This window comes from Vibrio sp. DW001 (genome assembly GCF_029016285.1).
Classification (GTDB): domain Bacteria; phylum Pseudomonadota; class Gammaproteobacteria; order Enterobacterales; family Vibrionaceae; genus Vibrio.
This window is the reverse complement of sequence record NZ_CP091975.1, coordinates 1,102,891-1,123,968: the sequence shown is the minus strand read 5'-3', so window position 1 is coordinate 1,123,968 and position 21,078 is coordinate 1,102,891. Positions and strand designations below refer to the sequence as shown.

Genomic DNA, 21,078 nt, shown 5'->3' with positions numbered 1-21,078 from the left:
TTTTTTATTGTTTTTGGTCCTACATCTGAGTGCCATAAAGCGTCTGATACAACCCTTCTTTTTGAACAAGCTCATGATGATTCCCAGATTGAATAACTTTTCCATCCTCCAGCACATAAATCAAATCAGCTTGTTTTACAGCCGATAATCGATGCGCCACTATCAACGTTGTTTTACCGTCGAGAAACGTATTCAAAGCATGGTGTAATGCGGATTCTGTCGACGTGTCTAACGCCGATGTAGCTTCATCTAGCACCACGAAATCAGGGTTAACCAGTACCATTCTCGCAATCGCTAAACGCTGTCTTTGCCCCCCCGATAACTTAACACCTTGGCGGCCGAGTTCGGAATTCAATTGATCTGGTAGCGCAATCACAAACTCATACAGTTGAGCAACCTTAAGCGCGCTCCAAAGTTCTTCATCACTGTAACTCTCACCCAAAGTAAGATTTTCTCTTAAGCTATCGTTGAAGATCATAGGATGCTGTAACACAACAGCTAACCTATCTCTTAAGCTTTCATAACCGACATCCTCTATGGGATGACCATTGATTAAAATGTCCCCGTTGTTTTTTTGATAGATACCAAGCAACAACTGAATAAGTGTCGATTTACCCCCTCCAGACGCACCAACCAAAGCAACTCGTTTTCCTCTAGGAATACATAAACTCAGATCATCGATAACCCGTCTTTCTGAGTCATAGGCAAATTCAATGTTCTTAAACTCTATATCAAACGACTGGTTTCTCTCAAAAGGAACAAGTTTTGGTAGGTACACCTTCTCCTCTTCCAACATTAACAAACCATTTAAACGCTTCATTGCTGCTGATGCACTAAACCAAGAATATTGTATGCTAAGCAAATCCTGTATAGGTGAAAGCAGGTACCAAAGGTAACCAAAGACGGCAAATATTTGGCCCACAGTAAGATCGCCCATCAGCACCATCACCATCGCCACTGCTCGAAATATTTCAAAACCAACGAGAAATAATAAAAAAGAAATTCGATTGGCTGCATCCGATTGCCACGCATAATTATCAGCATCTTGCCTGATACCATCGGCATCTTGCATTAATCTTTCTAGATATTCTCGCTCTCTATTTGACGCTCTCAACTGATACAGGCCATCCAGCGTTTCGACTAATCGTTGCTGAAATCTTTCAAAGGAATGATTCTCTTTTTTCTTTAGTTCTTTTACTTTATGGCCCATCTTTTTGGACAGCAGTACAATGACTGGATTAAGTAAAATGATGAAAAGCGCCAGTTTCCAATCTAACCAAAACAAAACCATCGAAATTCCGATAATCGATAGAACACTGACCACAAATCGACTCATAGTCGAACCGATAAACTTATCAACGGTTTCGATATCCGTGACGAGATAAGAAGTCAGAGCACCACTTCCCCTCTCTTCGTACTGACGCATATTGATTTGGCCGAGTTTTTCTAAAAGTCTTTTTCGTAGTGTGCAAGTGAGCGACTTAGACACTAAAGTAAACTGACGAGCTTGTAATATATTCAGCCCCTGGCTGACTAGGCGCATCATAATAATGAGCAGTAAAACCATCGCTATATAGCCTTGAGGACTATGTAATGATGTAGGTATTAATCGATTAAGGAATGCAATGCCAGAACCTGGTTGTTGTAGAAGTACTTCATCAACTAACAATGGAAGCATTAAAGGTATTGGTACACTGATAACCGCAGCCAAAACAGCAACGCAATTTGCCACAACCAGTTTCTTCTTATGTTGTATGGCATGACCATATAGCCATTCTATATTGATTTCTTTTACTGCCTGATTTGACACTATTTGATCCAAATTTAAAAAAGCCGCCTTTTTAATGCAAAGGCGGCTTTTGGTTAAAAGAGTACAAGATAAGGGAAACCTAGAATTGGTAATCCACCGCTACACCCCAATTACGCCCGGGTTGCGATTTTATATCTTTGTTAAAGCTGTTCGTCGCTGTTCGTCCAGCGATGTCATCGTATAACCAATACTTTTTATCCAAAACATTAAACAAACCTGCTGATACTCTTACATCTTGAGTAGGTTGATAATACGTCGTAAAATCGACTAACGTATAACCCGAAACATTTTCATTATCATCGGCTTGCCAATCATCTTTAGCCGCAACCATTTTTACATTCAACGCTGCACCATAAACATCTCTATCCAAACCCAAACCGATAACACCCGTTAGCGGTGCAACTGAATCTAATGCGTCACCTGTTTTCTTGTCTTCGCCATCTAAATAGGAAACACTGACACGGCTATACATTCCTTGAGGGGCGGAAAACATCTGGTCAAGGTAGATGGTTGAGCTAAATTCAACACCATATATCTCAACCTCATCAAGATTCTTTTTGGTAATAACATCCTTACCGCCTCGTTCGCCCGTGACCTCTTGAGTAATAAAGTCTGTGTAATCATTGTAGAACATCGCGAACTCAAAGCGCGCTGAGCTATTTTCACCACGTAATCCAAGCTCATAGGCCGTACTTCTCTCCGCTTTTAAGTCAGGGTTAGCTTCAATAATTGCCCCTTGATTATAAAAGTAATACAGATCGTAGACGGTTGGTGCTTTAAAGCCTTGGCTCACTTGACCAAATAACGAAAGCTGATCATTCAAATGATAAACCGAACCAAACTTCCCTGTCACTGCACTGTCACTATTTTTTGCATATTCTGTTGTATAACCCGTGTCAGTACTTGGGTCAGCAGAAAAAGAATCAAAACGAAGCCCCGCGGTAACAATTAGGCGCTCTTGCATAAAGAAAGCCTGGTCTTGGACAAATACACCCCACTGGATGACATTCGCATCGGGAATCCCCGTGCTCCCCGGTGTAACAGTGCCAAAATCATATTTATAATCTGTATTATCTAACGCAAAATCATTATTTAAAAACATAGCCCCATAGGTAAACTCATGTGCATTGCCATCAATCATCGTAATTTTAGACAATTGGGTATCCACCTGAATCGATTTGTCTGAAGCATCTCGTTCCCGCATACGTTGACCAGAAAAACCTGTCGTATCATAATTTTTCGACAATGAACTCGAATCTTGATAATTGATTGACCAATCTAAAGAGTCCGCGAGCAATGCCTCCATAAACATTTGATGCTCTAAACCGATACGAAAACGCTCATTAATATCCTTGTTATAACTATCAGTGTAGGTAAACCCCGGCATAATGCTATAACCGTTATAGTTCAATTCGTCTTCATCGTACTGCTGATTATAGTATTCAACCGTGAGGCCGATTCGATTGTCTTGATTGACTTGATAGAAGGCTTTGCCAAGTAGATTACCTAACTCTTTGTCTGCTGGGTTCGCAGCACCACGATCAGGGCCTTCAATCGAATCACCTGAACCGTGCGTCTCAGTTTCATGCCCATTGGCATAGGTTGCCATCAATAAGGTTTCGAGCTTATCCTTGCGCATCGCCCAGTTAACCGTTGTTTTAAATTCATCACTCGCCGAAGCGTAACCACTTTTTATACCAAATCGATGCTCGTCACCCGATGTGGTAAGGTAATCTTGAGGAGATTTGGTACGCATTAATACGACACCACCCAAAGCGTCAGAACCATATAGGGTAGAAGAAGGGCCTTTATTCACCTCTATTGATTGCAGTGTATCGACTTCAATCGTATTAGGGTATTTGCGCTGTTCGCTTGAACCAGGGTTATAAGGCGTTGGTTGTTGAACACCATCCACCATCATTTTGACTCGGCTCTCTTCAACACCTCTGATATTGACACCTGAAACACCAAAACGACCCGAACCTTGAGCATCAACCCCGGGAGTATATTGAAACACCTGTTTCAAATCACTCACTACATTTTTGTTCATATCTTCTGCAGAAATCACGTCGATTGAAGACGATACATCTTTCTTACTTTGTTCCGTACGTGTCCCCGAAACCACTACTTCGTCAAGAGAGTATGTTTCCGCATTCGTCGTTGTTGGTAGTGAAAGCACCCCCGCTATCGCCACCGCTATTCTTGTTTTATTAATCATTTTTCTTTCCTTTATTCATTTTTTAGGCGAACAAACTCACAAACGAGATTTGATGTCTCATCCGGTCCTTTATAGTTGTGAATTATTTTTTGATATTTAAATCACGTATGATGGTGCGGCTCTATTTATTATTTATATGGCCTCCATCTAAATGAACGATATCCACTCTATCGCTTCCCGAGATATCAAACGCTTTGCCAAAACCTTTCACAAAGCGCCCTTTTTCTGGGATAAGTTGATACATGTGAAAATCGCCTAGTTTGCTCAAATTACTAACAATTTCTCCAAATCGTTGTTCAAGTGCACTGATCGCCGTTAACCAAGAATCCGATTCTCTGTGAACGAGGTTTGCTTTGGTATCAAAACTCAAACGCTTTCGTGCATAGATACTTTTGCAATCTTGTTCATCCTCTATCATCATGATTGAAACCTGTTGATGATTTTTTAAATTCTGCCCATGCTTCGCTATATCACTGATCAAGATGTAGTAACCATCAGGCAAATAAACAAATGGGGTATAACTTACATGCGGACAACCGTCATGAGTAAGTGTGGCTAATTGCAGTGTTTTTTGATTCTGACGAAACTCTAAAATATCATTTCCAATCCGATTCTGTATTCGGCGTTGTTTATTTTCCATTGCTCAGATCCCTCTGTAAGCTTCTAAATAATTCTATTTGACCGGTTAATATCTGGCGTTTTTTATCTCTGCCTAAATAGACTTTAAATACACAGTTTCCGGCTTGCTCGTAGAAACCGATGAAATGGCTTTCCATTCCACGAAATGGCTTAGACACAAACGCAACGTCAGTAACAAGATCGATCTTCAAATGGCCATTCAATTCACCATCTCTCCTGCCCATAAGGTTATAGTAACCATGCGAAACCTTCCCTTTAGGAAACGGGGCTTTAGTCTCAAAAATTGACCCGTGGGAATGAACGATAGTGGTCACATTTCCCCAAGATGGTAATGCCTGCAAAATAGTTTGGGTACAACCTCCGTCAAAGGAATAAACATAGTGACTCGGCAGCGCTAGTGTCGCTTCTCCTTCCGATATTTCCACTTTACTTGCCATCTCCGCGACGGAAATGTTCGGTTCTTGTTCATTAAGTTCAAATATCCTTTTTCTGATCTCTTCTATTGGGCAAGACAGATTCATTGTTTTCTCTCCAGACTACGCAGCACGTACTAAATTATAATTATTTTCGATGACTTCAATAAGATTTTGAGCCAATGTGACGGACCAAAACTGTCCCGCGACCGTTAAAGTAAGGTATTCTTTTTCTAGGTTAACGAGACCATTGTTTTGCCATGCGCTAAACAATGGTCGTAGCGCCTCAAATAACGTTTCACCATAGAGTGAATCAAGGCGGTGTTTTGCTAATACACCTTGATCAAAAGCCGATTTTACTTCTGCACTAATACCCCGGGTAATTGGGGCCTCAAACGCCATCTCTGTTGGAAATTTCTGGTTGGTCACCGCCTCGATATAAGCGCCCATATCTCTCGTATGCATCATTTGAATCCCTCCAATATTCCCTCCTGCGCCTGCTCCTAAAGGTAATACTTCTGCGGTTGTTTTAGCCAGGCTGTTATAAATACTTCTTTCCCTGTTAGAAGAAGCCCAGTGATTTACACTCAATCTCTTCTGGTGATGTTGATCCATAAATTGAACACCAAATTGATACATTCTGGCTTTCAATGCGGTATCTGCAGGCGCAGGTAATTTACCTTTTTCGACCAGTTGAGCCATAGGAAATCCCTTCATTTCAATCAACTGATATAAGTCAACTCCATGAGCCCCTGATACCACGTAGTCATTCAGGTCTTGTTCCCAAATATCTAATGTTTGATGAGGCAACCCATAAAGCAGATCAAGAACAATAGGCGCGGCGTTATAACGGACCAACTCTTGAACTTTGTTTAGCACGTATTCTCTATCATCCAGTCGCTTTGCTGCTCGTCTTACCTTTGAGTTAAATGACTGAATACCAAAAGAAAAACGATTGAATCCACCTTCTAACGCACGCTCAAATTTTTCTGAGTTAAATCCATTCAATCTACCTTCAAGCGTAAGTTCACAATCCGATGTTAATGGGAATAAATGTCTAATTGTTTTGCCTAATATTTCTAGCTGCTCAGCACTTAAATCCGTGGGTGTACCTCCACCTATATATACCGCGTGAAACGGCTGCGATTGCGTCCATTCGAATTGAGATTTCCAACGAAGCTCTGCTAATAGCGCCTGAAAATAATTTTCTATCAAATTTTTGCTAGAGGCATATTGGAAAAAATTACAGAACGTACAACGAACTCGACAGAAGGGAATGTGTACATACAGGCAACGAGAACGATTATTTCCCCCCTGCTGTTTTAACCTACGTGTCAACTCAAACTGAACGTTTTCCTCACTAATGGGCGTAGATTGCCCTCCTGCATGTGCACTAGCTTTTCTAACAAATGCCGTGCTTATCGGGTCAGGAGAGTGGCATCCAACCAAATTAACATCGTCTAAATCAATAATCATGAGTGAGCATTAACCTTACTAAATATCTTATTTTTAAAGCGTTCTTAGATTTCCAAGAATACTACCGTCAATTTTTACATTTGTAAATGATAATTGATCTCATTCGTATTATCATTTACAATCTACTCGAAAATTGATTATCTAGATGTACTGACATCATTCTAAGGGTCTACTTTGAACGGTAAACGATATGTGATATTTGGAAGTGTTTCTCTTGCACTGCATAGCCTTATGTTATTGGCTCAACCGGCACAGAATGCGTTGACTGTCTCTCTGGATTCGACAACAGCAAACATGCATTTGCAATTCGTCGCAGCACCTAAAAAAGCAATGCCTATCCCACAAGAGACACACGTTGAACCGCAAAAATCGCAGCCGACTATTGTCGAAAAACAAGCAGTAAAAAAAGATACTGAATTAAAAAAACCTATCGATCCAAAAAAAACAATCGTTCCAATCAAACCAATAGCAGAAAGGGTTACAACCAAAAACAAAATGACGAAGAGTAGTGATATTAAAAACGAACGAGCGTTAACGGTTGAAAAAGAACCACTCATTAAAGAAACAAAAACCTCAACACGAGCTGACATACCGAGCAAGCCAGTAGAGAGTGCCGTAAGTACATCTAGAGCATCCACACCCATGCTCATAAAAAAGCCAACCTTTACAGCAAGACCAACCCCTGTCAGCTATCCACGGTTAGCGAAAAGACGCGGTCAACAAGGCAAAGTGCTTATAGAGGTTTGGATCGATGACCATGGAAACCAGATCAAGCAGTTTATCGTCGATTCTTCTGGTTTTTCGACATTAGACGGTGCTGCATTAACCGCGATATCAAACTGGAAATTCGACGTTTCGACCGACCGGGGTCACGCCATCGCTCATCGAGTACAGATACCCGTAAACTTTAAATTGGATAGATAAATGAACACCTTGACGACGATTCATAGCCAATTGGGCTTGATGGCTTTGCCGCTAACTCTACTCTCACTCTTAACGCTAATGCTGTTAATAGAGCGCATTCTTTTTCTCAGTATAAATAGCAGGACATCCAGTCTTTATCTGATTCGAAAAATTAGAAGCATCGATATAAACAATAACGACGCACTCAATGAGCTTATCCAAGAACAATCGGCGAAAAAAAATACATTATCAAAGGGGATCGCGCTGCTCCTCACACACAAAAATTTTGCTCAATCCTTAAGAGAACAAACCGTGAGTATTTGGTTAGCTAACATTCGCCAAGAGTACACATCAGGGCTGCGTTTTCTTTCAATTATTGGAGCAATCAGCCCATTAATCGGCCTACTTGGTACAGTGCTCGGGTTAATAGAAATGTTTAAAGACCTTGCGGTGACAACGGGTCCTATTGCGCCTTCTTCACTTGCTAAAGGCCTAGGTCTTGCGATGTCGACTACCGCCGCCGGATTGATCATTGCTGTCCCCGCTATTTTGGGTAGTCAAGTCCTTCAGTTATGGGCTGGCCGGTCTATCGCAAAAATAGAACATGCATTGAATCACTGCAGCCTTTACCTCGAAGGCATCTCCTTAGAGAAATCGATTCCTGAAGTCATCCATTGCCAATCGTCTGCCAAATTGCACAACACCGCAAAGCCAAGCAAAGAATGTAAGGTCAAGGCTGTATGATCACTTCAGGCGATCAACAACAAAATGCGTTAACGCCAGACTTAACCCCATTACTAGACCTTATATTCATCGTTTTAGTCTTTCTATTACTGACGACCAACATTCAGATTAAAACGATGGAAGTGAATCTTCCTCAGACACTAGACCACGAAATACTGGAGAGCCCTGACAAAGAAGTCATCACTATCAATATACACGCTGAGGATTCTCTTTGGGCTATAGAAGGAAAACAGTACTCGGATTGGGCTCGATTCACGCAAGACCTTATGTCAACAATCAAAAAACACCCGAACAAAACACTTGTCATTGCCGCGGATAAGTCCGCATCAGTAGAAGCCATGCTTAAGCTTTTGGCTTTTTTACAAAAAAACCAAATCAACGCCACCAATATAATTATGGATAACCAAGAATCATGAGAGTCTATTTAATCGGTTTGAGCCTACTTTTGTCCCATTTTTCAGCCACAGCAGAGGAACGAATTATCAGTGCAGGTTCTGTTGTCACTGAATTAATTTATGCCCTTGGAGCAGAGCAACAACTTATTGCCGTCGATGCTACGAGTAAACATCTACTTACTGGCAGCAACATCCCTCAAGTTGGCTACCACAGAAAGCTATCTTCTGAAGGATTATTGGCTCTGAATCCGAGCTATCTTATCGGTTCTAATGAAATGGGACCTGATACAACGTTAGCTCAGCTAAGATCAAGCAATGTGAACGTTTTGGTTGTACCTCCGGGCAATTCAATCGAAGATTTATTTCAACGAATTGACATTATTGCAGAACTCACAGGCACAACCAATAAAGCGGTAAAGCTTAAGCAAACGGTAAAACAAGATGTCGATAATTTGAATAGATCCGAATTGACACGCAGCCCTAAAGTCATCTTTTTGATGCTAAAAAAAGGCCGACCTGCTACGGTGGGCGGTAGAGAGACGACGGTCGATAAGATCATTGCATTGTCTGGTGCAACTAACCCAGCAAGTGAAGCTGTGCGCTCCTATAAACCGCTTTCTATAGAGTCCGTTGTCGCATTGCAACCTGACTATATATTGGTTAGCGAACGAGCATGGCGCAGCCTTGAAGGCTATGACGGTATAATGGCTGCTTTCCCTTTGTTGGCCGCTACACCAGCAGGCCAACCGGGCAAAATTGTATCTATTCCAAGCCATGCATTAATCGGTGGGTTTGGTATAGCAAGCATTCGACTTGCTCAAAAGCTGCATGATACGTTCAACCAAAACGAATTATAAAACTATCGAGACGACATAATATAAAATGAATAATATGATCTCAGGGCGAATTTCCGTCCGATTATTAACACCTATAGGATTATCACTTCTATTTATCGCTGTGATTGCTTCAGTATCCGTAGGGCCGATGGATATTAGTTTTATAGACAGCATGCTCGCTATTCTGCCTGGACACTTTTCGTCGAAAAGCGCTGATGCTGCTTACATCGAATTAATTATTCAGCAGATCAGGTTGCCAAGAACTCTGTTGGCTGTCGCGGTTGGCGCGATCTTGGCCTTATGTGGCACAGTAATGCAAGGCCTGTTCCGAAATCCTCTTGCCGACCCTGGTATTATTGGTGTCTCCGCCGGTGCCGCTTTAGGTGCGGCTATTGCCATCGTCCTTTTCGGAAGCCTCGCCGAACAATATCCCGGCCTATTGTTATTTGGAACCGTGCCTTTATTCTCTTTTATAGGCGGCACCATCACTACTCTACTTGTCTATCGCCTAGGCACATCTCCAACAGGAACGTCTGTAACTATGATGCTTCTAGCGGGAGTCGCCATCAGTGCTCTAGCGGGAGCAGGTCTCGGTTTGATGAACTATTTTGCGGATGATAAAGCATTAAGAGATCTCTCCTTATGGACAATGGGGTCACTGGCCGGAGCAAACTTACAGGGTTTGGGCATGGCTTTTTCAAGTCTAATTATTCTCTTTTTACTTTTTTATCGTGATGCAAATAAACTCAATGTTTTGCTACTAGGTGAACCTGAGGCCAAGCATATGGGCATAGAAACTCAAGCGCTAAAACGCCGGCTTATTTTGCTTACCGCAGCAGGTGTCGGCGTGACAGTGTCTCTTGCAGGAATGATCGGTTTTATCGGATTAATCGTTCCTCATTTAGGTCGAATGGTCACGGGACCCAACCATCGCACACTGATCCCCCTATCAATGATTATTGGGGCTTTATTATTACTCGTTGCCGATATGATCGCCAGAACGGTAGTCGCTCCACTCGATATGCCAGTAGGTATTGTTACCGCGTTAATTGGCTCTCCTTTCTTTATCTGGTTATTGGTGAAACAAAAAGGGCGCATTTAATGACGACAACCGCAATCTCTCTCAAAAATTTACATCTCAGACTTGGTGGGAAAACTATTCTAGATGACGTTTCCGTTGATTTTCATGCATCGGAGTTAACTATCTTATTAGGACCTAACGGAACCGGAAAGAGCAGTTTATTGAAACTGATCACTAAGGAGTGGCCTCTTAAAGGAAAAGTAAGTTATTTCGACATCGACTCCGACAGCTGGAAAGCATCCACATTAGCAAGACACATGGGCGTATTACCCCAGTCCAGTACACTCTCTTTTAATTTTTCTGTTAAAGAGGTCATTGAACTTGGAGGCTTGACCTTACGTGCATCGCAGAAAGAGATTTCGTCTATCGCAGAACAATATATGCGAGAAACCGATGTGCTGCATCTCTCTGACCGCCTATACCCTAGCCTCTCTGGTGGTGAGAAACAGCGTGTACATTTAGCGAGAGTATTGACCCAATTGGCACAGAGCCAAGACAAAAAAGTATTACTTTTAGATGAACCAACCTCTGCTCTGGATTTGTCACACCAACATAAAACGTTACAACTAGCAAAATCATTAACCGATGAAGGGGCATCTGTCATCACCGTTATTCACGACTTAAACCTTGCTGCGCAATATGCCGACCGAGTATTGATTCTAAATGAAGGTAAACTTGTCGCCGATGGGACGCCATGGGAAACCCTAACAAAGGAAAACATCGCCGATGTCTACCATTGGCCAGTACAGGTTGTTCCGCATCCTGAACGGGGCCACCCCATCATCTTGACCTGATAAAAAAACCTCTGCGACGATGACTGTCTACAACAAGTTGGACCGACCCGGGAGTTGTTAAAAAATCATTAATTTCTGGGGCCAAAATCACAATTATTCTTGAAGTCAGTCACACTATTCTGTACGATTCGCCAGTCAAATTAGAATCCGATCACAATTGCATTTAAAGCACGCTTCTTGCTTAACCATTTGGCTTTAGTCGCAATATAGATTGGTACCACTTTATCTATCCGCAAATATACTGAGCTAAAATGTTTGAATTTCCACAATTTTCAGGGCAATCCATTAAAAATGATACGCTCTCTGGCCTAACTGTTGCTCTCGCCCTTGTGCCTGAAGCAGTCGCCTTCGCTTTTGTTGCCGGTGTTGACCCTATGGTTGGCCTTTATGCCGCCTTTATTGTTGGGTTAATCACATCTGTCTTCGGTGGTCGTCCAGGTATGATCTCTGGTGCGACAGGCGCAATGGCCGTCGTTATGGTGAGCCTCGTTGCTACTCATGGTGTGCAATACCTCTTTGCAGCAATACTACTTGCCGGTGTTTTACAGGTTTCTGCTGGTATATTCCGTTTGGGTAAATTTATCCGTATGGTGCCACATCCCGTTATGATCGGTTTTGTAAATGGCCTTGCTATCGTAATTTTCTTAGCTCAACTTGGTCAATTTAAAGCCCCCAACATTGATGGTGTGATGAGTTGGTTACCAGTCGACCAAATGTCCATCATGGCAGGGCTTATCCTACTAACGATGGCAATTATTCATTTCTTGCCTAAGTTCACTACAGCAGTGCCTTCTTCTTTAGTGGCGATTGTTTCTGTTACCTTATTAGTGCAACTTTTTGGTCTAGATACTCGCACTGTTGTCGATTTCCTTAGGTCCATGTCAGGTGATGAAGCGGCAACGCTAGCAGGCAGCTTGCCAAGCTTCTCAATCCCAATGGTTCCGTTCAACTTGGAAACACTTCAAGTTATTCTGCCTTACGCAATTATTCTAGCAGCAGTAGGCTTAATTGAGTCATTACTAACGTTAACCGTCATTGATGAAATGACGAATACGCGTGGTCAGGCCAACCGTGAATGTGTCGGTCAAGGTATTGCGAATATGACTTGCTCGGTATTTGGTGCGATGGGTGGTTGTGCGATGATTGGTCAGTCGATGATTAATGTTAACTCGGGCGGTCGTGGTCGACTTTCCGGAATCATGGCAGCATTAGCCCTACTGTTCTTTATATTGTTCGGTTCTTCATTAATTGAGATGATCCCATTATCAGCGTTGGTTGGTGTTATGTTTATGGTGGTTATCGGTACATTTGAGTGGGCAACGTTTAAGCTTGCTCGTCGCGTTCCGAAACAAGATTTCTTCGTTATCGTGTTGGTTACTATTGTTACGGTATTAACGGATTTAGCTGTAGCCGTGGCCGTTGGTGTTATCGCTTCTGCACTCATGTTTGCATGGCAACACGCGAAGCACATCTACGCGAGCAGCCGTCTAAATGAAGAAGGTTCAAAAGAATATCATATCAATGGTCCAATCTTCTTTGGGTCAGCAGCAAACTTCTTAGAGCTATTTGACTCGAAAAATGACCCTGTTGATGTCATCGTGGATTTTGCTAATTCACGTGTCGCAGACCACTCGGCTATCGAAGCCATTGAAACGATTGCAGAGCGTTATACTGCAGTAGGTAAAACATTGCACTTGCGTCACCTAAGTCCTGATTGCCGTAACCTACTTGAAAAAGCAGGTAGCCTTGTAGAAATTAACGTAAAAGAAGATCCAAGCTACAAAGTGGCGACGGATTTATTGGCCGGTTAATTTACTCGCCATTCGCTAAACATCAAAAAGCCCAGCGCCTATTACGCTGGGCTTTTTTACATTAACCATCGGTTAATTAAAGCTTCTTCAACAACTCTACGCTCGCTTCTTCGATTAGATCCAACACCAGCTCAAAACCACCTCCTCCGCCATAGAATGGGTCGGGAATCTCATTGTATTCAGACTCAGAGTGGCTGAGAAACAAACTGATCTTATGAGTATATTCTGTGGGACACATACCAAGCAGGTTACTCATATTGTCCATATCAGCAGCCAAAATAAGATCAAAGTATTCAAAATCTTTTTCTGTCACTTGGCGAGCGACAATATTGTCAAACGAGTAGCCCCTGAATTCCCCAGCCGTCCTAGCTCGATGATCAGGTTTATCTCCCGAGTGAAAATCAAGTGTTCCAGCAGAGTCTATTTCAACTGACAAATTCATCTTTTCGGCTGTCGCCCTCAATACGGCTTCACCTGTAGGGGAGCGACATATATTACCCATGCAGACCACGAGAATCTTCTTCATACTACCCTCCATAAATTAAGGTTTTTCCATTGACCTTATTCCTTTATCATAGTCGTTAACTCAGCATAATTAAAAGGGATACCATGAGTTCTGATCAATCAAAAGATGACCGATATAAAGCACGCCAAGAAAAGGTGAAGCAACATATCGATGAAAAGATAGAAAAAGCTCAAATAGAGAAAGGATTGCTGTTAGTTATTACTGGAAACGGTAAAGGTAAAACTACCGCTGGATTTGGTACTATCGCGCGAGCGGTTGGACACGATTTAACATGTTCTGTTGCTCAATTCATTAAAGGAACATGGGACAATGGCGAGAAAAATCTGCTCGAAAAGCTTGGCGTTGAATTTCAGGTGATGGCAACCGGGTTTACTTGGAATACCCAAGATAAGGAAACCGACACAATAGCCGCCCAAAGAGTCTGGCAAGAGTGTAAGCGCATGCTCAAAGATGATTCCATTGATGTCATTCTATTTGATGAACTCACTTACATGGTGACATATGGCTACATCGACCTTGATGAAGTGTTAGACGCTCTCCAGTCACGACCTAAAATGCAATCTGTTGTTATCACTGGCAGAGCGGCCCATCGCTCATTGATAGAGCTTGCAGACACAGTGTCTGAGGTTAAGAACGTAAAGCACGCCTTCGAATCAGGCGTAAAAGCGTTACGTGGCGTTGACTGGTAAACCGGCTACCGTTTTTGCTGTTTGGTTAACATCGGCCGAATTTTTGGCTCTTTAAGAATAGATAATAAAAAAGCCAACGGATTGATGACCATTCTCAATCGTTGGCTTTTTATTTAACTTAAATTACCGTTTCAAATCGCATTCTATAGAGAGTTAGTTAAACAGCCCTTTTAGCAACTTATCGGCAAGTTCTTTTGTCTTCCCATCTTTTATTTTATCACCGAGAACACGGTTTAGTTCTTTCTCTGCTTTTTCCTCTAACTCTTTCTTTTTCTCAGATTCTAGTTGTTTCCACAACTGGTCGAACTCAATTTTATACTTAGGATCTAACCACTTATTGTAAACACGCACAGGAATAGTGATGTCTTTCAAGTCATTAATATCCTTACCGCCTTGTCCTTTTAAGCTACCCACAACAGACGTATTCAGTAAGAAATCCATCGTCTCTTTAATGTAGTTCGCGTTCCCTTCACCATGGATTCGCAGCAAAGGTGATGAAATCGATAAGTCATTCGTCGTCATCACACCTTGATTGAGCTTCAGTGTTGCTTTCATTGCGCTAAAGTCCGTTTTCTTCTCTTCTTTCTCTGGCTCATCCACCTTTTGGCCTTTAATCTTGGCATAGTTAACGCGGATCAGTTGGGCTACATTTACGCCATTAACGGCACCATCAGCAAAATTAATTTTCACAGTACCTGCAAGATTTTGCTTGATACCTGTTGGTGTTAAACTTTTACCCTTAACGTCCACATCAATATTACCCGTGCCTTCTAACATATCGTTATCTGCCACATCTTTAAGTAAAGATTGAACCTTAACGCCTTTGATCTGCTTTTTAGCCCAGTAACTTGCTGGTGTTTTTCGTGCATCTAACTGAGCAGAAGCCTTTATCGAACCCTGATATAGGTTTGAAGTAAACGAATTAAGGTCCGCAACGCCACGATTAACCGTAAAGCTTGTCACAACAGCCTGCATCTTCGCATTGCTCGCTTTAAATCTGTCTATGGTGATTTTGCCCTTCACGTCCAAGGTCTTAAGGGCACTTAAATCTGGTTCAACTTCCTTCTGCGCTCCACTGGGTGTGGAAGCGGTTGACGTCCCGGTTGTTGCCGTTTTTTCAGTTGCAGATTGTTCTGTCGATGATGGTTTGTTCAAGCCTAAAAACTCGTCTAAATCTATATTAGGGCTATGCAGATTAAATCGAATCTGTGGGATATCCGTTAGCTTAACGGTACTTTTTCCGTCCAATTGAATCGCATTTAAGTTTAGTTTCTGTAGGTCAAGAGATACAAGTGACTGCTTTATATCGAAACCAAACTCAGACTTACCCGTTATCTTCATTGGAGACTGAGGTAAACTGTCGCCGATGAAGGTTGAATTCAAGTCCATATTTTTAAGTAATATCTGGCTAATTTCTTTATCAATAAACAGGGTAGAGGTCAGTTTCAGATCAATATCTAAGTCAGCGGCACGGCCTTTCACGCTCACTGAAAGTGGATTCTCTTTATCGAAGGCAAATGTACTCAGTTCAATTTTAGCCTCTGAAATCGTCGTCGAAGGATCATTAAAAGTAGAATCTAGTACGATGTTTCGCAATTCGTATGTCGCAAGGTCTTGCAATAGCTTAAGTTCTGCTTGCCCTTCAGCTGAGAAGTTTTGCTGATTATTCTTGCCTTTCGCTGCGAATGTGGCCGTTGTCCATTGTCCAAAAGCGAATTCAGATACCGTTAAACCTACATCATATAGCTTGGTATAAGAACCTGTAGAATCATCTTGTATTTCAAGCAATGCATTAGTGACCGATACACCCGCAAGGTTGATTGTCCACGACGTTTGTTGCTCTGATGGTACCGAAGGCGCAGGTTCAGATGTCGTTGGAGTGGATGAAGCCGTCGAATCAACAGATTCCGCTTTATTCGTCTGTGTTAGCGCGTCGAGGTTACTCGCCCCATCTTTTTTCGTTTCAAGATGGATTTCCGCGCCATCGAGAGACACATTTCCAATGTATAGCTCTTTGCTGAACAGAGGCATGACGGAAACATCGACACCAATACCTTCAATTTTCAGTAGATTTTCATTTTTGAACCCTTCAGGGTTTTTAAGTTCTGTTTTACCCAAACTTAACCCTAAAGATGGAAAAAGCTGCCAACCGATATCTCCATCTATTACAAGATCCATTCCTGTCTGTTTTTTCGTCTGTTCAACAATCAGTGGCTTAAACTGATTAGGGTTAACAAACAAAAGCAATGCGGCTATCGCCAAGATAATAATCAGAACTGGGATGCCAACAATTAATAGAAGTTTTTTCATTCACTTTTCCTTTGCAAAAAAATGAGGCAGCAGCCTCGTCCTAGCAATAATAAATTATAGGTATAATAGTATTGTTTTCTTAAGACAGAAAATGGCACATAAAGTGCCATTTATTCAACTACATATTATCAATTTAATGCAATAAGCCTGTTAACTGCTCATTATCTTAAAATTAAGAAGTCAGTAATTTACCAATATGAGCTTTCAATACATCAATAGCGATTCTGTTTTTTCCACCACGAGGAACGATGATATCTGCATATTGTTTCGATGGTTCAATAAACTGCATAAACATAGGTCGAACCGTCTTTTGATATTGTTTCAAAACTGATTCCATCGTTCTACCACGCTCTTGCACATCGCGAGTCACACGTCGAAGTAAGCATATGTCTAGTGGCGTATCCATGAAAATAGAAGCATGCATTAAACTACGTAACCTTGGTTCTGTTAATAGCAGAATGCCTTCTAAAATAATTACTTTTTTTGGGGTGAACTTTGTTGTTTGCTCTACACGAGTATGCTCCGTATAACTATACTCAGGAATCTCAACCGTTTCCCCTTTCATCAACGATTCTAGGTGATCGCACAGCAAGTCATGATCGAGAGCATTCGGATGGTCATAATTTGTTTTTACTCGATCCTCCATACTCAAGTCGCTTTGATCTTGGTAGTAGCAATCCTCTGTTATAACACCAATTTGGTGATCGCCGACCTTGGCTTTCAATTCATTATAAATTGTACTTGCGATTAAACTCTTTCCGGACGCAGACGCGCCAGCAATACCTACGATGACGCAATTATTATTTTCAGACATGATCTACACTTGGGACAATGGAATAAACCGTGTAATTATAGAGATTACTCTGACCAGATACTAGGATTTGTATCAAGAGAATGCAGCTATACGATAATAAAGAAGCAAAACCGTACAGCTACCTATCAAAAATACCAATTATATTTTACAAACATCGCTTTAGCTTAAATTTGTAAAAGGAATGCTTTTTGGTTTAGCACTACCCGACCAATACATGCTGCTCGCCATTTTTTCTGCCAATTGCAGGTATATTTGAGCATGCTCACTATCTGGACGTGCATAAACGGTCGGTTTGCCAGCATCGATATCTTCACGCATCGAAATATGCAGTGGTATTTGAGCCAGTAAACTCGCTCCAAACTCCTGTGCCACTTTTACTGCCCCATTTTGGCCGAATATATGCTCTTTTTCACCACAATGGCTACAGATGTGATAACTCATATTCTCAATAACCCCAATGACAGGAACATCGACTTTCTCAAACATTGCCAATCCTTTTCGGACATCGGCTAATGCGAGATCTTGCGGTGTGGTAACAATCACAGCGCCTGTGACAGGAATACTCTGTGAAAGCGTCAGTTGCACATCACCCGTGCCGGGAGGCATATCGATAACAAGATAATCTAATGGTGGCCAATCGGTCTCATTCAACAACTGTGCTAGCGCCTTAGAAGCCATTGGTCCACGCCAAATCGCCGCTTCTGCCTTGTCAACCAAATAGCCTATCGAATTGGTGTAAATACCACATGACTCAATCGGGATCATAAATTGATTATCACGCACGTCCGGTGACTCATCTTCTTTACCTAGCATCATTGGTACCGATGGTCCGTAGATATCAGCATCAAGTAACCCCACTTGGGCACCTTGGGTACTCAAAGCTAACGCGAGGTTCACCGCCGTGGTTGATTTACCGACGCCTCCTTTCGCTGAGGTAACGGCGATGATGTTTTTTATGTTAAAGAGTTCCGATTTAACCACCGTTTCCAATGCTGCAACATTGATAGAAACGGACACTCTTTGGGCGTCAACATCTTGGTTCTCAACCCAACGAATGAGTGAACGATGTAAATCTAATGAATAGAATGGTAATTCTATGCTCACGCTGCCATTTTTTAGCCGCTTTACAATGGACGAATCTTCGGCCCAACGTTCGATGAGCAGAGGATGCTGAAATTGGTTTAGCCAACCGACAAGTTCTTCTTTTGAATCGAATATAGACATGCATTTGCTCCTAGTAATACCCATCATGACAAACAAATTATTCGTTCTATTTGGATATCGAATTGAATTTTATTCATTTCTTACATGCTAACACTCGAACCTCCACAGCTAAACCCCAAAAACTTCGTGGAATAAATGTTTACATTCTTGGAGTAACGCCTTGTATAAGGTAGTATTACAACCTGATTTTTACCTCCTAATTAAAGTGAATTATTAAGTATGGCAACTGATCCAAGAAAACTTTTGGTAACTTGTGCCCTTCCGTACGCTAACGGTTCAATCCACCTTGGTCATATGCTTGAGCATATCCAAGCAGATATCTGGGTTCGATACCAAAGGCTACGAGGCAACACAGTAAACTTCATCTGTGCGGACGATGCTCATGGCACACCAATCATGCTAAAAGCACAGCAGATGGGAATATCACCAGAAGAAATGATCGCTGCTGTAAGTGAAGAGCATCAAAAAGATTTTGCTGGCTTCGATATTAGCTTTGACAATTATCACAGTACTCATAGCGATGAGAACCGCGAGTTAGCAGGTTTGATATACACTCGACTTAAAGAGAGTGGCTTCATTTCTAGCCGCACTATTTCTCAGTTATTTGACCCTGAAAAAGAGATGTTCCTACCTGATCGTTTCGTAAAGGGAACCTGTCCTAAGTGTAAATCTGAAGACCAATATGGCGATAACTGTGATAATTGTGGTGAGACCTACAGCCCAACAGATTTGATAAACCCAAAATCAGCGGTATCTGGCGCGACTCCAGTGATGAAAGATTCTGAGCACTTCTTTTTTGACCTGCCACAGTTTGAAAGCATGCTTAAAACGTGGACACGTTCTGGATCTCTTCAAACTGAAACCGCCAATAAAATGCAAGAATGGTTTGAATCTGGGCTGAAACAATGGGATATATCTCGCGATGCCCCTTATTTTGGATTTGAAATCCCAGGTGAAAAGAACAAGTTTTTCTATGTCTGGCTTGATGCTCCAATCGGTTATATGGGTTCATTTAAGAATCTTTGTGATAAAAGAGATGATCTTAACTTTGATGAGTATTGGGCCGAAGATAGCACTACCGAGCTTTATCACTTTATCGGTAAAGACATCGTCTATTTCCACAGCCTTTTCTGGCCTGCGATGCTAGACGGAGCAGGGTTCCGTAAGCCGAATAATGTATTCGTACACGGTTATGTCACGGTTAATGGTGCGAAAATGTCCAAATCGAAAGGGACGTTTATTAAAGCAGCAACTTACCTGAAGCACTTAGATCCTGAATGTTTACGTTATTATTATGCCGCTAAATTAAATAACCGTATTGATGATCTAGACCTTAACTTAGAAGATTTCACACAGCGAGTTAACGCAGATGTCGTCAATAAGATTGTTAATCTAGCGTCACGAAATGCAGGCTTTATTACCAAGCGATTTGAAGGGAAGTTGTCCGCTCAATTTGCAGAACCTGAATTGTACGCTGAGTTTGTCGCTGCTGCTGAGAAGATTGCGGGATTATATGAATCACGTGAGTTTAGTCGTGCTATTCGAGAAATAACCGCCTTAGCAGATAAAGCCAATCAATATGTGGACGAAAAGGCCCCTTGGGTCGTGGCTAAAACAGAAGGTCAAGACCAAGAACTGCAAGATATCTGTTCTGTTGGTATCAACTTATTCCGTGTGCTTATTACGTATCTCAAACCTGTGATGCCGGACCTAGCCGCAAGAACAGAGGCCTTCTTAAACCAAGAACTTACTTGGGATGGCATTGCTGAACCTCTTGTTGACCATGACATCACGAAATTTAAAGCCTTATTCAATCGTATCGACCCTAAAAATGTTGAGGCGATGACCGAGGCGTCAAAAGAAGATGCCGCCGCAGAACAAGCAGCGAAAGAAAAAGCAGCCTCACCTGAGACCGAGCTCTGCAAAGACCCAGTCGCCGATGAAATAGAATTTGATGACTTTGCTAAAGTTGATCTACGAATCGCTAAGATAGTCTCTTGCGAAGCCGTACCTAAAGCCAACAAATTACTCAAGCTTGAGCTTGATATCGGTGGTGAAACGCGTCAAGTATTCGCAGGTATCAAGTCGGCTTATAAGCCTGAAGATCTAATCGGAAAACATACCGTTATGGTGGCGAACCTAAAACCACGTAAGATGAAATTCGGTATGTCGGAAGGTATGGTTTTAGCCGCAGGGCCAGGTGGAAATGACCTTTGGATATTAGAGCCGCATGAAGGTGCTCAACCGGGCATGCGTGTGATGTAATACCATCAATGGTTAATTTAAGTTGATTAGCTAGCTAAATTTAACCTACTCGTAGAAAGAGGTAGCCCATTTCCGGACTGCCTCTTTTTTCTTTACGACAGTAATACGCCGTCTCTTGCTTGACCACAAA

18 protein-coding genes are annotated in these 21,078 nt (G+C 42.0%); 9 read left to right on the top strand and 9 right to left on the bottom strand.

Going from position 1 to position 21,078, the window contains the following annotated elements; all coding sequences use genetic code 11:
• Positions 1 to 19: 19 nt before the first annotated feature.
• The 5 genes from L3V77_RS05415 to hutW form a co-directional block, all read right to left on the bottom strand.
• The gene (locus L3V77_RS05415; protein WP_275136086.1) at positions 20 to 1,810 is read right to left on the bottom strand and encodes an ABC transporter ATP-binding protein; all 1,791 of its coding nucleotides are present in this window, start codon (positions 1,808 to 1,810) and stop codon (positions 20 to 22) included.
• 79 nt (positions 1,811 to 1,889) lie between these two features.
• On the bottom strand, positions 1,890 to 4,028 hold the full coding sequence (locus tag L3V77_RS05410; protein WP_275136085.1) for a TonB-dependent hemoglobin/transferrin/lactoferrin family receptor: 2,139 nt from the start codon (positions 4,026 to 4,028) through the stop codon (positions 1,890 to 1,892).
• A 121-nt stretch (positions 4,029 to 4,149) separates the two neighbouring features.
• Complete coding sequence (gene hutZ, locus L3V77_RS05405) at positions 4,150 to 4,668, bottom strand: heme utilization protein HutZ (protein ID WP_275136084.1); 519 nt, start codon at positions 4,666 to 4,668, stop codon at positions 4,150 to 4,152.
• A complete protein-coding gene (hutX, locus tag L3V77_RS05400) occupies positions 4,658 to 5,188 on the bottom strand; it encodes a heme utilization cystosolic carrier protein HutX (protein ID WP_275136083.1) in 531 nt (176 codons plus the stop codon). Before hutX ends, hutZ begins: the two co-directional genes overlap by 11 nt.
• A 15-nt stretch (positions 5,189 to 5,203) precedes the next feature.
• On the bottom strand, positions 5,204 to 6,556 hold the full coding sequence (gene hutW, locus L3V77_RS05395) for a heme anaerobic degradation radical SAM methyltransferase ChuW/HutW (protein ID WP_275136082.1): 1,353 nt from the start codon (positions 6,554 to 6,556) through the stop codon (positions 5,204 to 5,206).
• A 174-nt stretch (positions 6,557 to 6,730) separates the two neighbouring features.
• Here hutW and L3V77_RS05390 point away from each other — a divergent pair, with 174 nt between their 5' ends.
• The 7 genes from L3V77_RS05390 to L3V77_RS05360 all read left to right on the top strand — a co-directional run bounded on the left by L3V77_RS05390 (position 6,731) and on the right by L3V77_RS05360 (position 13,120).
• The gene (locus L3V77_RS05390) at positions 6,731 to 7,480 is read left to right on the top strand and encodes an energy transducer TonB (RefSeq protein ID WP_275136081.1); all 750 of its coding nucleotides are present in this window, start codon (positions 6,731 to 6,733) and stop codon (positions 7,478 to 7,480) included.
• A complete protein-coding gene (locus tag L3V77_RS05385; protein ID WP_275136080.1) occupies positions 7,481 to 8,203 on the top strand; it encodes a MotA/TolQ/ExbB proton channel family protein in 723 nt (240 codons plus the stop codon).
• On the top strand, positions 8,200 to 8,619 hold the full coding sequence (locus L3V77_RS05380; RefSeq protein ID WP_275136079.1) for a biopolymer transporter ExbD: 420 nt from the start codon (positions 8,200 to 8,202) through the stop codon (positions 8,617 to 8,619). Before L3V77_RS05385 ends, L3V77_RS05380 begins: the two co-directional genes overlap by 4 nt.
• Positions 8,616 to 9,455 (top strand): ABC transporter substrate-binding protein, encoded by an 840-nt coding sequence (locus L3V77_RS05375; RefSeq protein WP_275136078.1) that lies wholly within the window; start codon positions 8,616 to 8,618, stop codon positions 9,453 to 9,455. The genes L3V77_RS05380 and L3V77_RS05375 overlap by 4 nt, the downstream gene beginning before the upstream one ends.
• 25 nt (positions 9,456 to 9,480) lie before the next feature.
• A complete protein-coding gene (locus tag L3V77_RS05370) occupies positions 9,481 to 10,536 on the top strand; it encodes an iron ABC transporter permease (protein WP_275136077.1) in 1,056 nt (351 codons plus the stop codon).
• On the top strand, positions 10,536 to 11,309 hold the full coding sequence (locus L3V77_RS05365) for a heme ABC transporter ATP-binding protein (protein WP_275136076.1): 774 nt from the start codon (positions 10,536 to 10,538) through the stop codon (positions 11,307 to 11,309). Before L3V77_RS05370 ends, L3V77_RS05365 begins: the two co-directional genes overlap by 1 nt.
• Before the next feature lie 251 nt (positions 11,310 to 11,560).
• The gene (locus L3V77_RS05360) at positions 11,561 to 13,120 is read left to right on the top strand and encodes a SulP family inorganic anion transporter (RefSeq protein ID WP_275136075.1); all 1,560 of its coding nucleotides are present in this window, start codon (positions 11,561 to 11,563) and stop codon (positions 13,118 to 13,120) included.
• Between the two features lie 76 nt (positions 13,121 to 13,196).
• Here the strand turns inward: L3V77_RS05360 and L3V77_RS05355 are convergent, their stop codons facing one another.
• Complete coding sequence (locus L3V77_RS05355) at positions 13,197 to 13,646, bottom strand: low molecular weight protein-tyrosine-phosphatase (protein ID WP_275136074.1); 450 nt, start codon at positions 13,644 to 13,646, stop codon at positions 13,197 to 13,199.
• Between the two features lie 83 nt (positions 13,647 to 13,729).
• Here L3V77_RS05355 and cobO point away from each other — a divergent pair, with 83 nt between their 5' ends.
• Positions 13,730 to 14,335 (top strand): cob(I)yrinic acid a,c-diamide adenosyltransferase, encoded by a 606-nt coding sequence (gene cobO, locus L3V77_RS05350; RefSeq protein WP_275136073.1) that lies wholly within the window; start codon positions 13,730 to 13,732, stop codon positions 14,333 to 14,335.
• A 153-nt stretch (positions 14,336 to 14,488) separates the two neighbouring features.
• On the opposite strand, the gene L3V77_RS05345 is transcribed toward cobO, so the two are convergent.
• The 3 genes from L3V77_RS05345 to apbC all read right to left on the bottom strand — a co-directional run bounded on the left by L3V77_RS05345 (position 14,489) and on the right by apbC (position 18,683).
• Entirely contained in the window at positions 14,489 to 16,645 is a 2,157-nt protein-coding gene (locus L3V77_RS05345; protein ID WP_275136072.1) for an AsmA family protein, read from the bottom strand.
• A gap of 172 nt (positions 16,646 to 16,817) precedes the next feature.
• Complete coding sequence (gene udk, locus L3V77_RS05340) at positions 16,818 to 17,459, bottom strand: uridine kinase (protein ID WP_275136071.1); 642 nt, start codon at positions 17,457 to 17,459, stop codon at positions 16,818 to 16,820.
• Positions 17,460 to 17,618: 159 nt separating this feature from the next.
• Positions 17,619 to 18,683: an iron-sulfur cluster carrier protein ApbC gene (gene apbC, locus L3V77_RS05335; protein ID WP_275136070.1), complete on the bottom strand. Its 1,065-nt coding sequence runs from the start codon at positions 18,681 to 18,683 to the stop codon at positions 17,619 to 17,621.
• 219 nt (positions 18,684 to 18,902) lie between these two features.
• On the opposite strand from apbC, the gene metG reads away from it, so the two are divergent.
• On the top strand, positions 18,903 to 20,948 hold the full coding sequence (metG, locus tag L3V77_RS05330) for a methionine--tRNA ligase (RefSeq protein WP_275136069.1): 2,046 nt from the start codon (positions 18,903 to 18,905) through the stop codon (positions 20,946 to 20,948).
• The last annotated feature ends 130 nt before the right edge of the window (positions 20,949 to 21,078 follow it).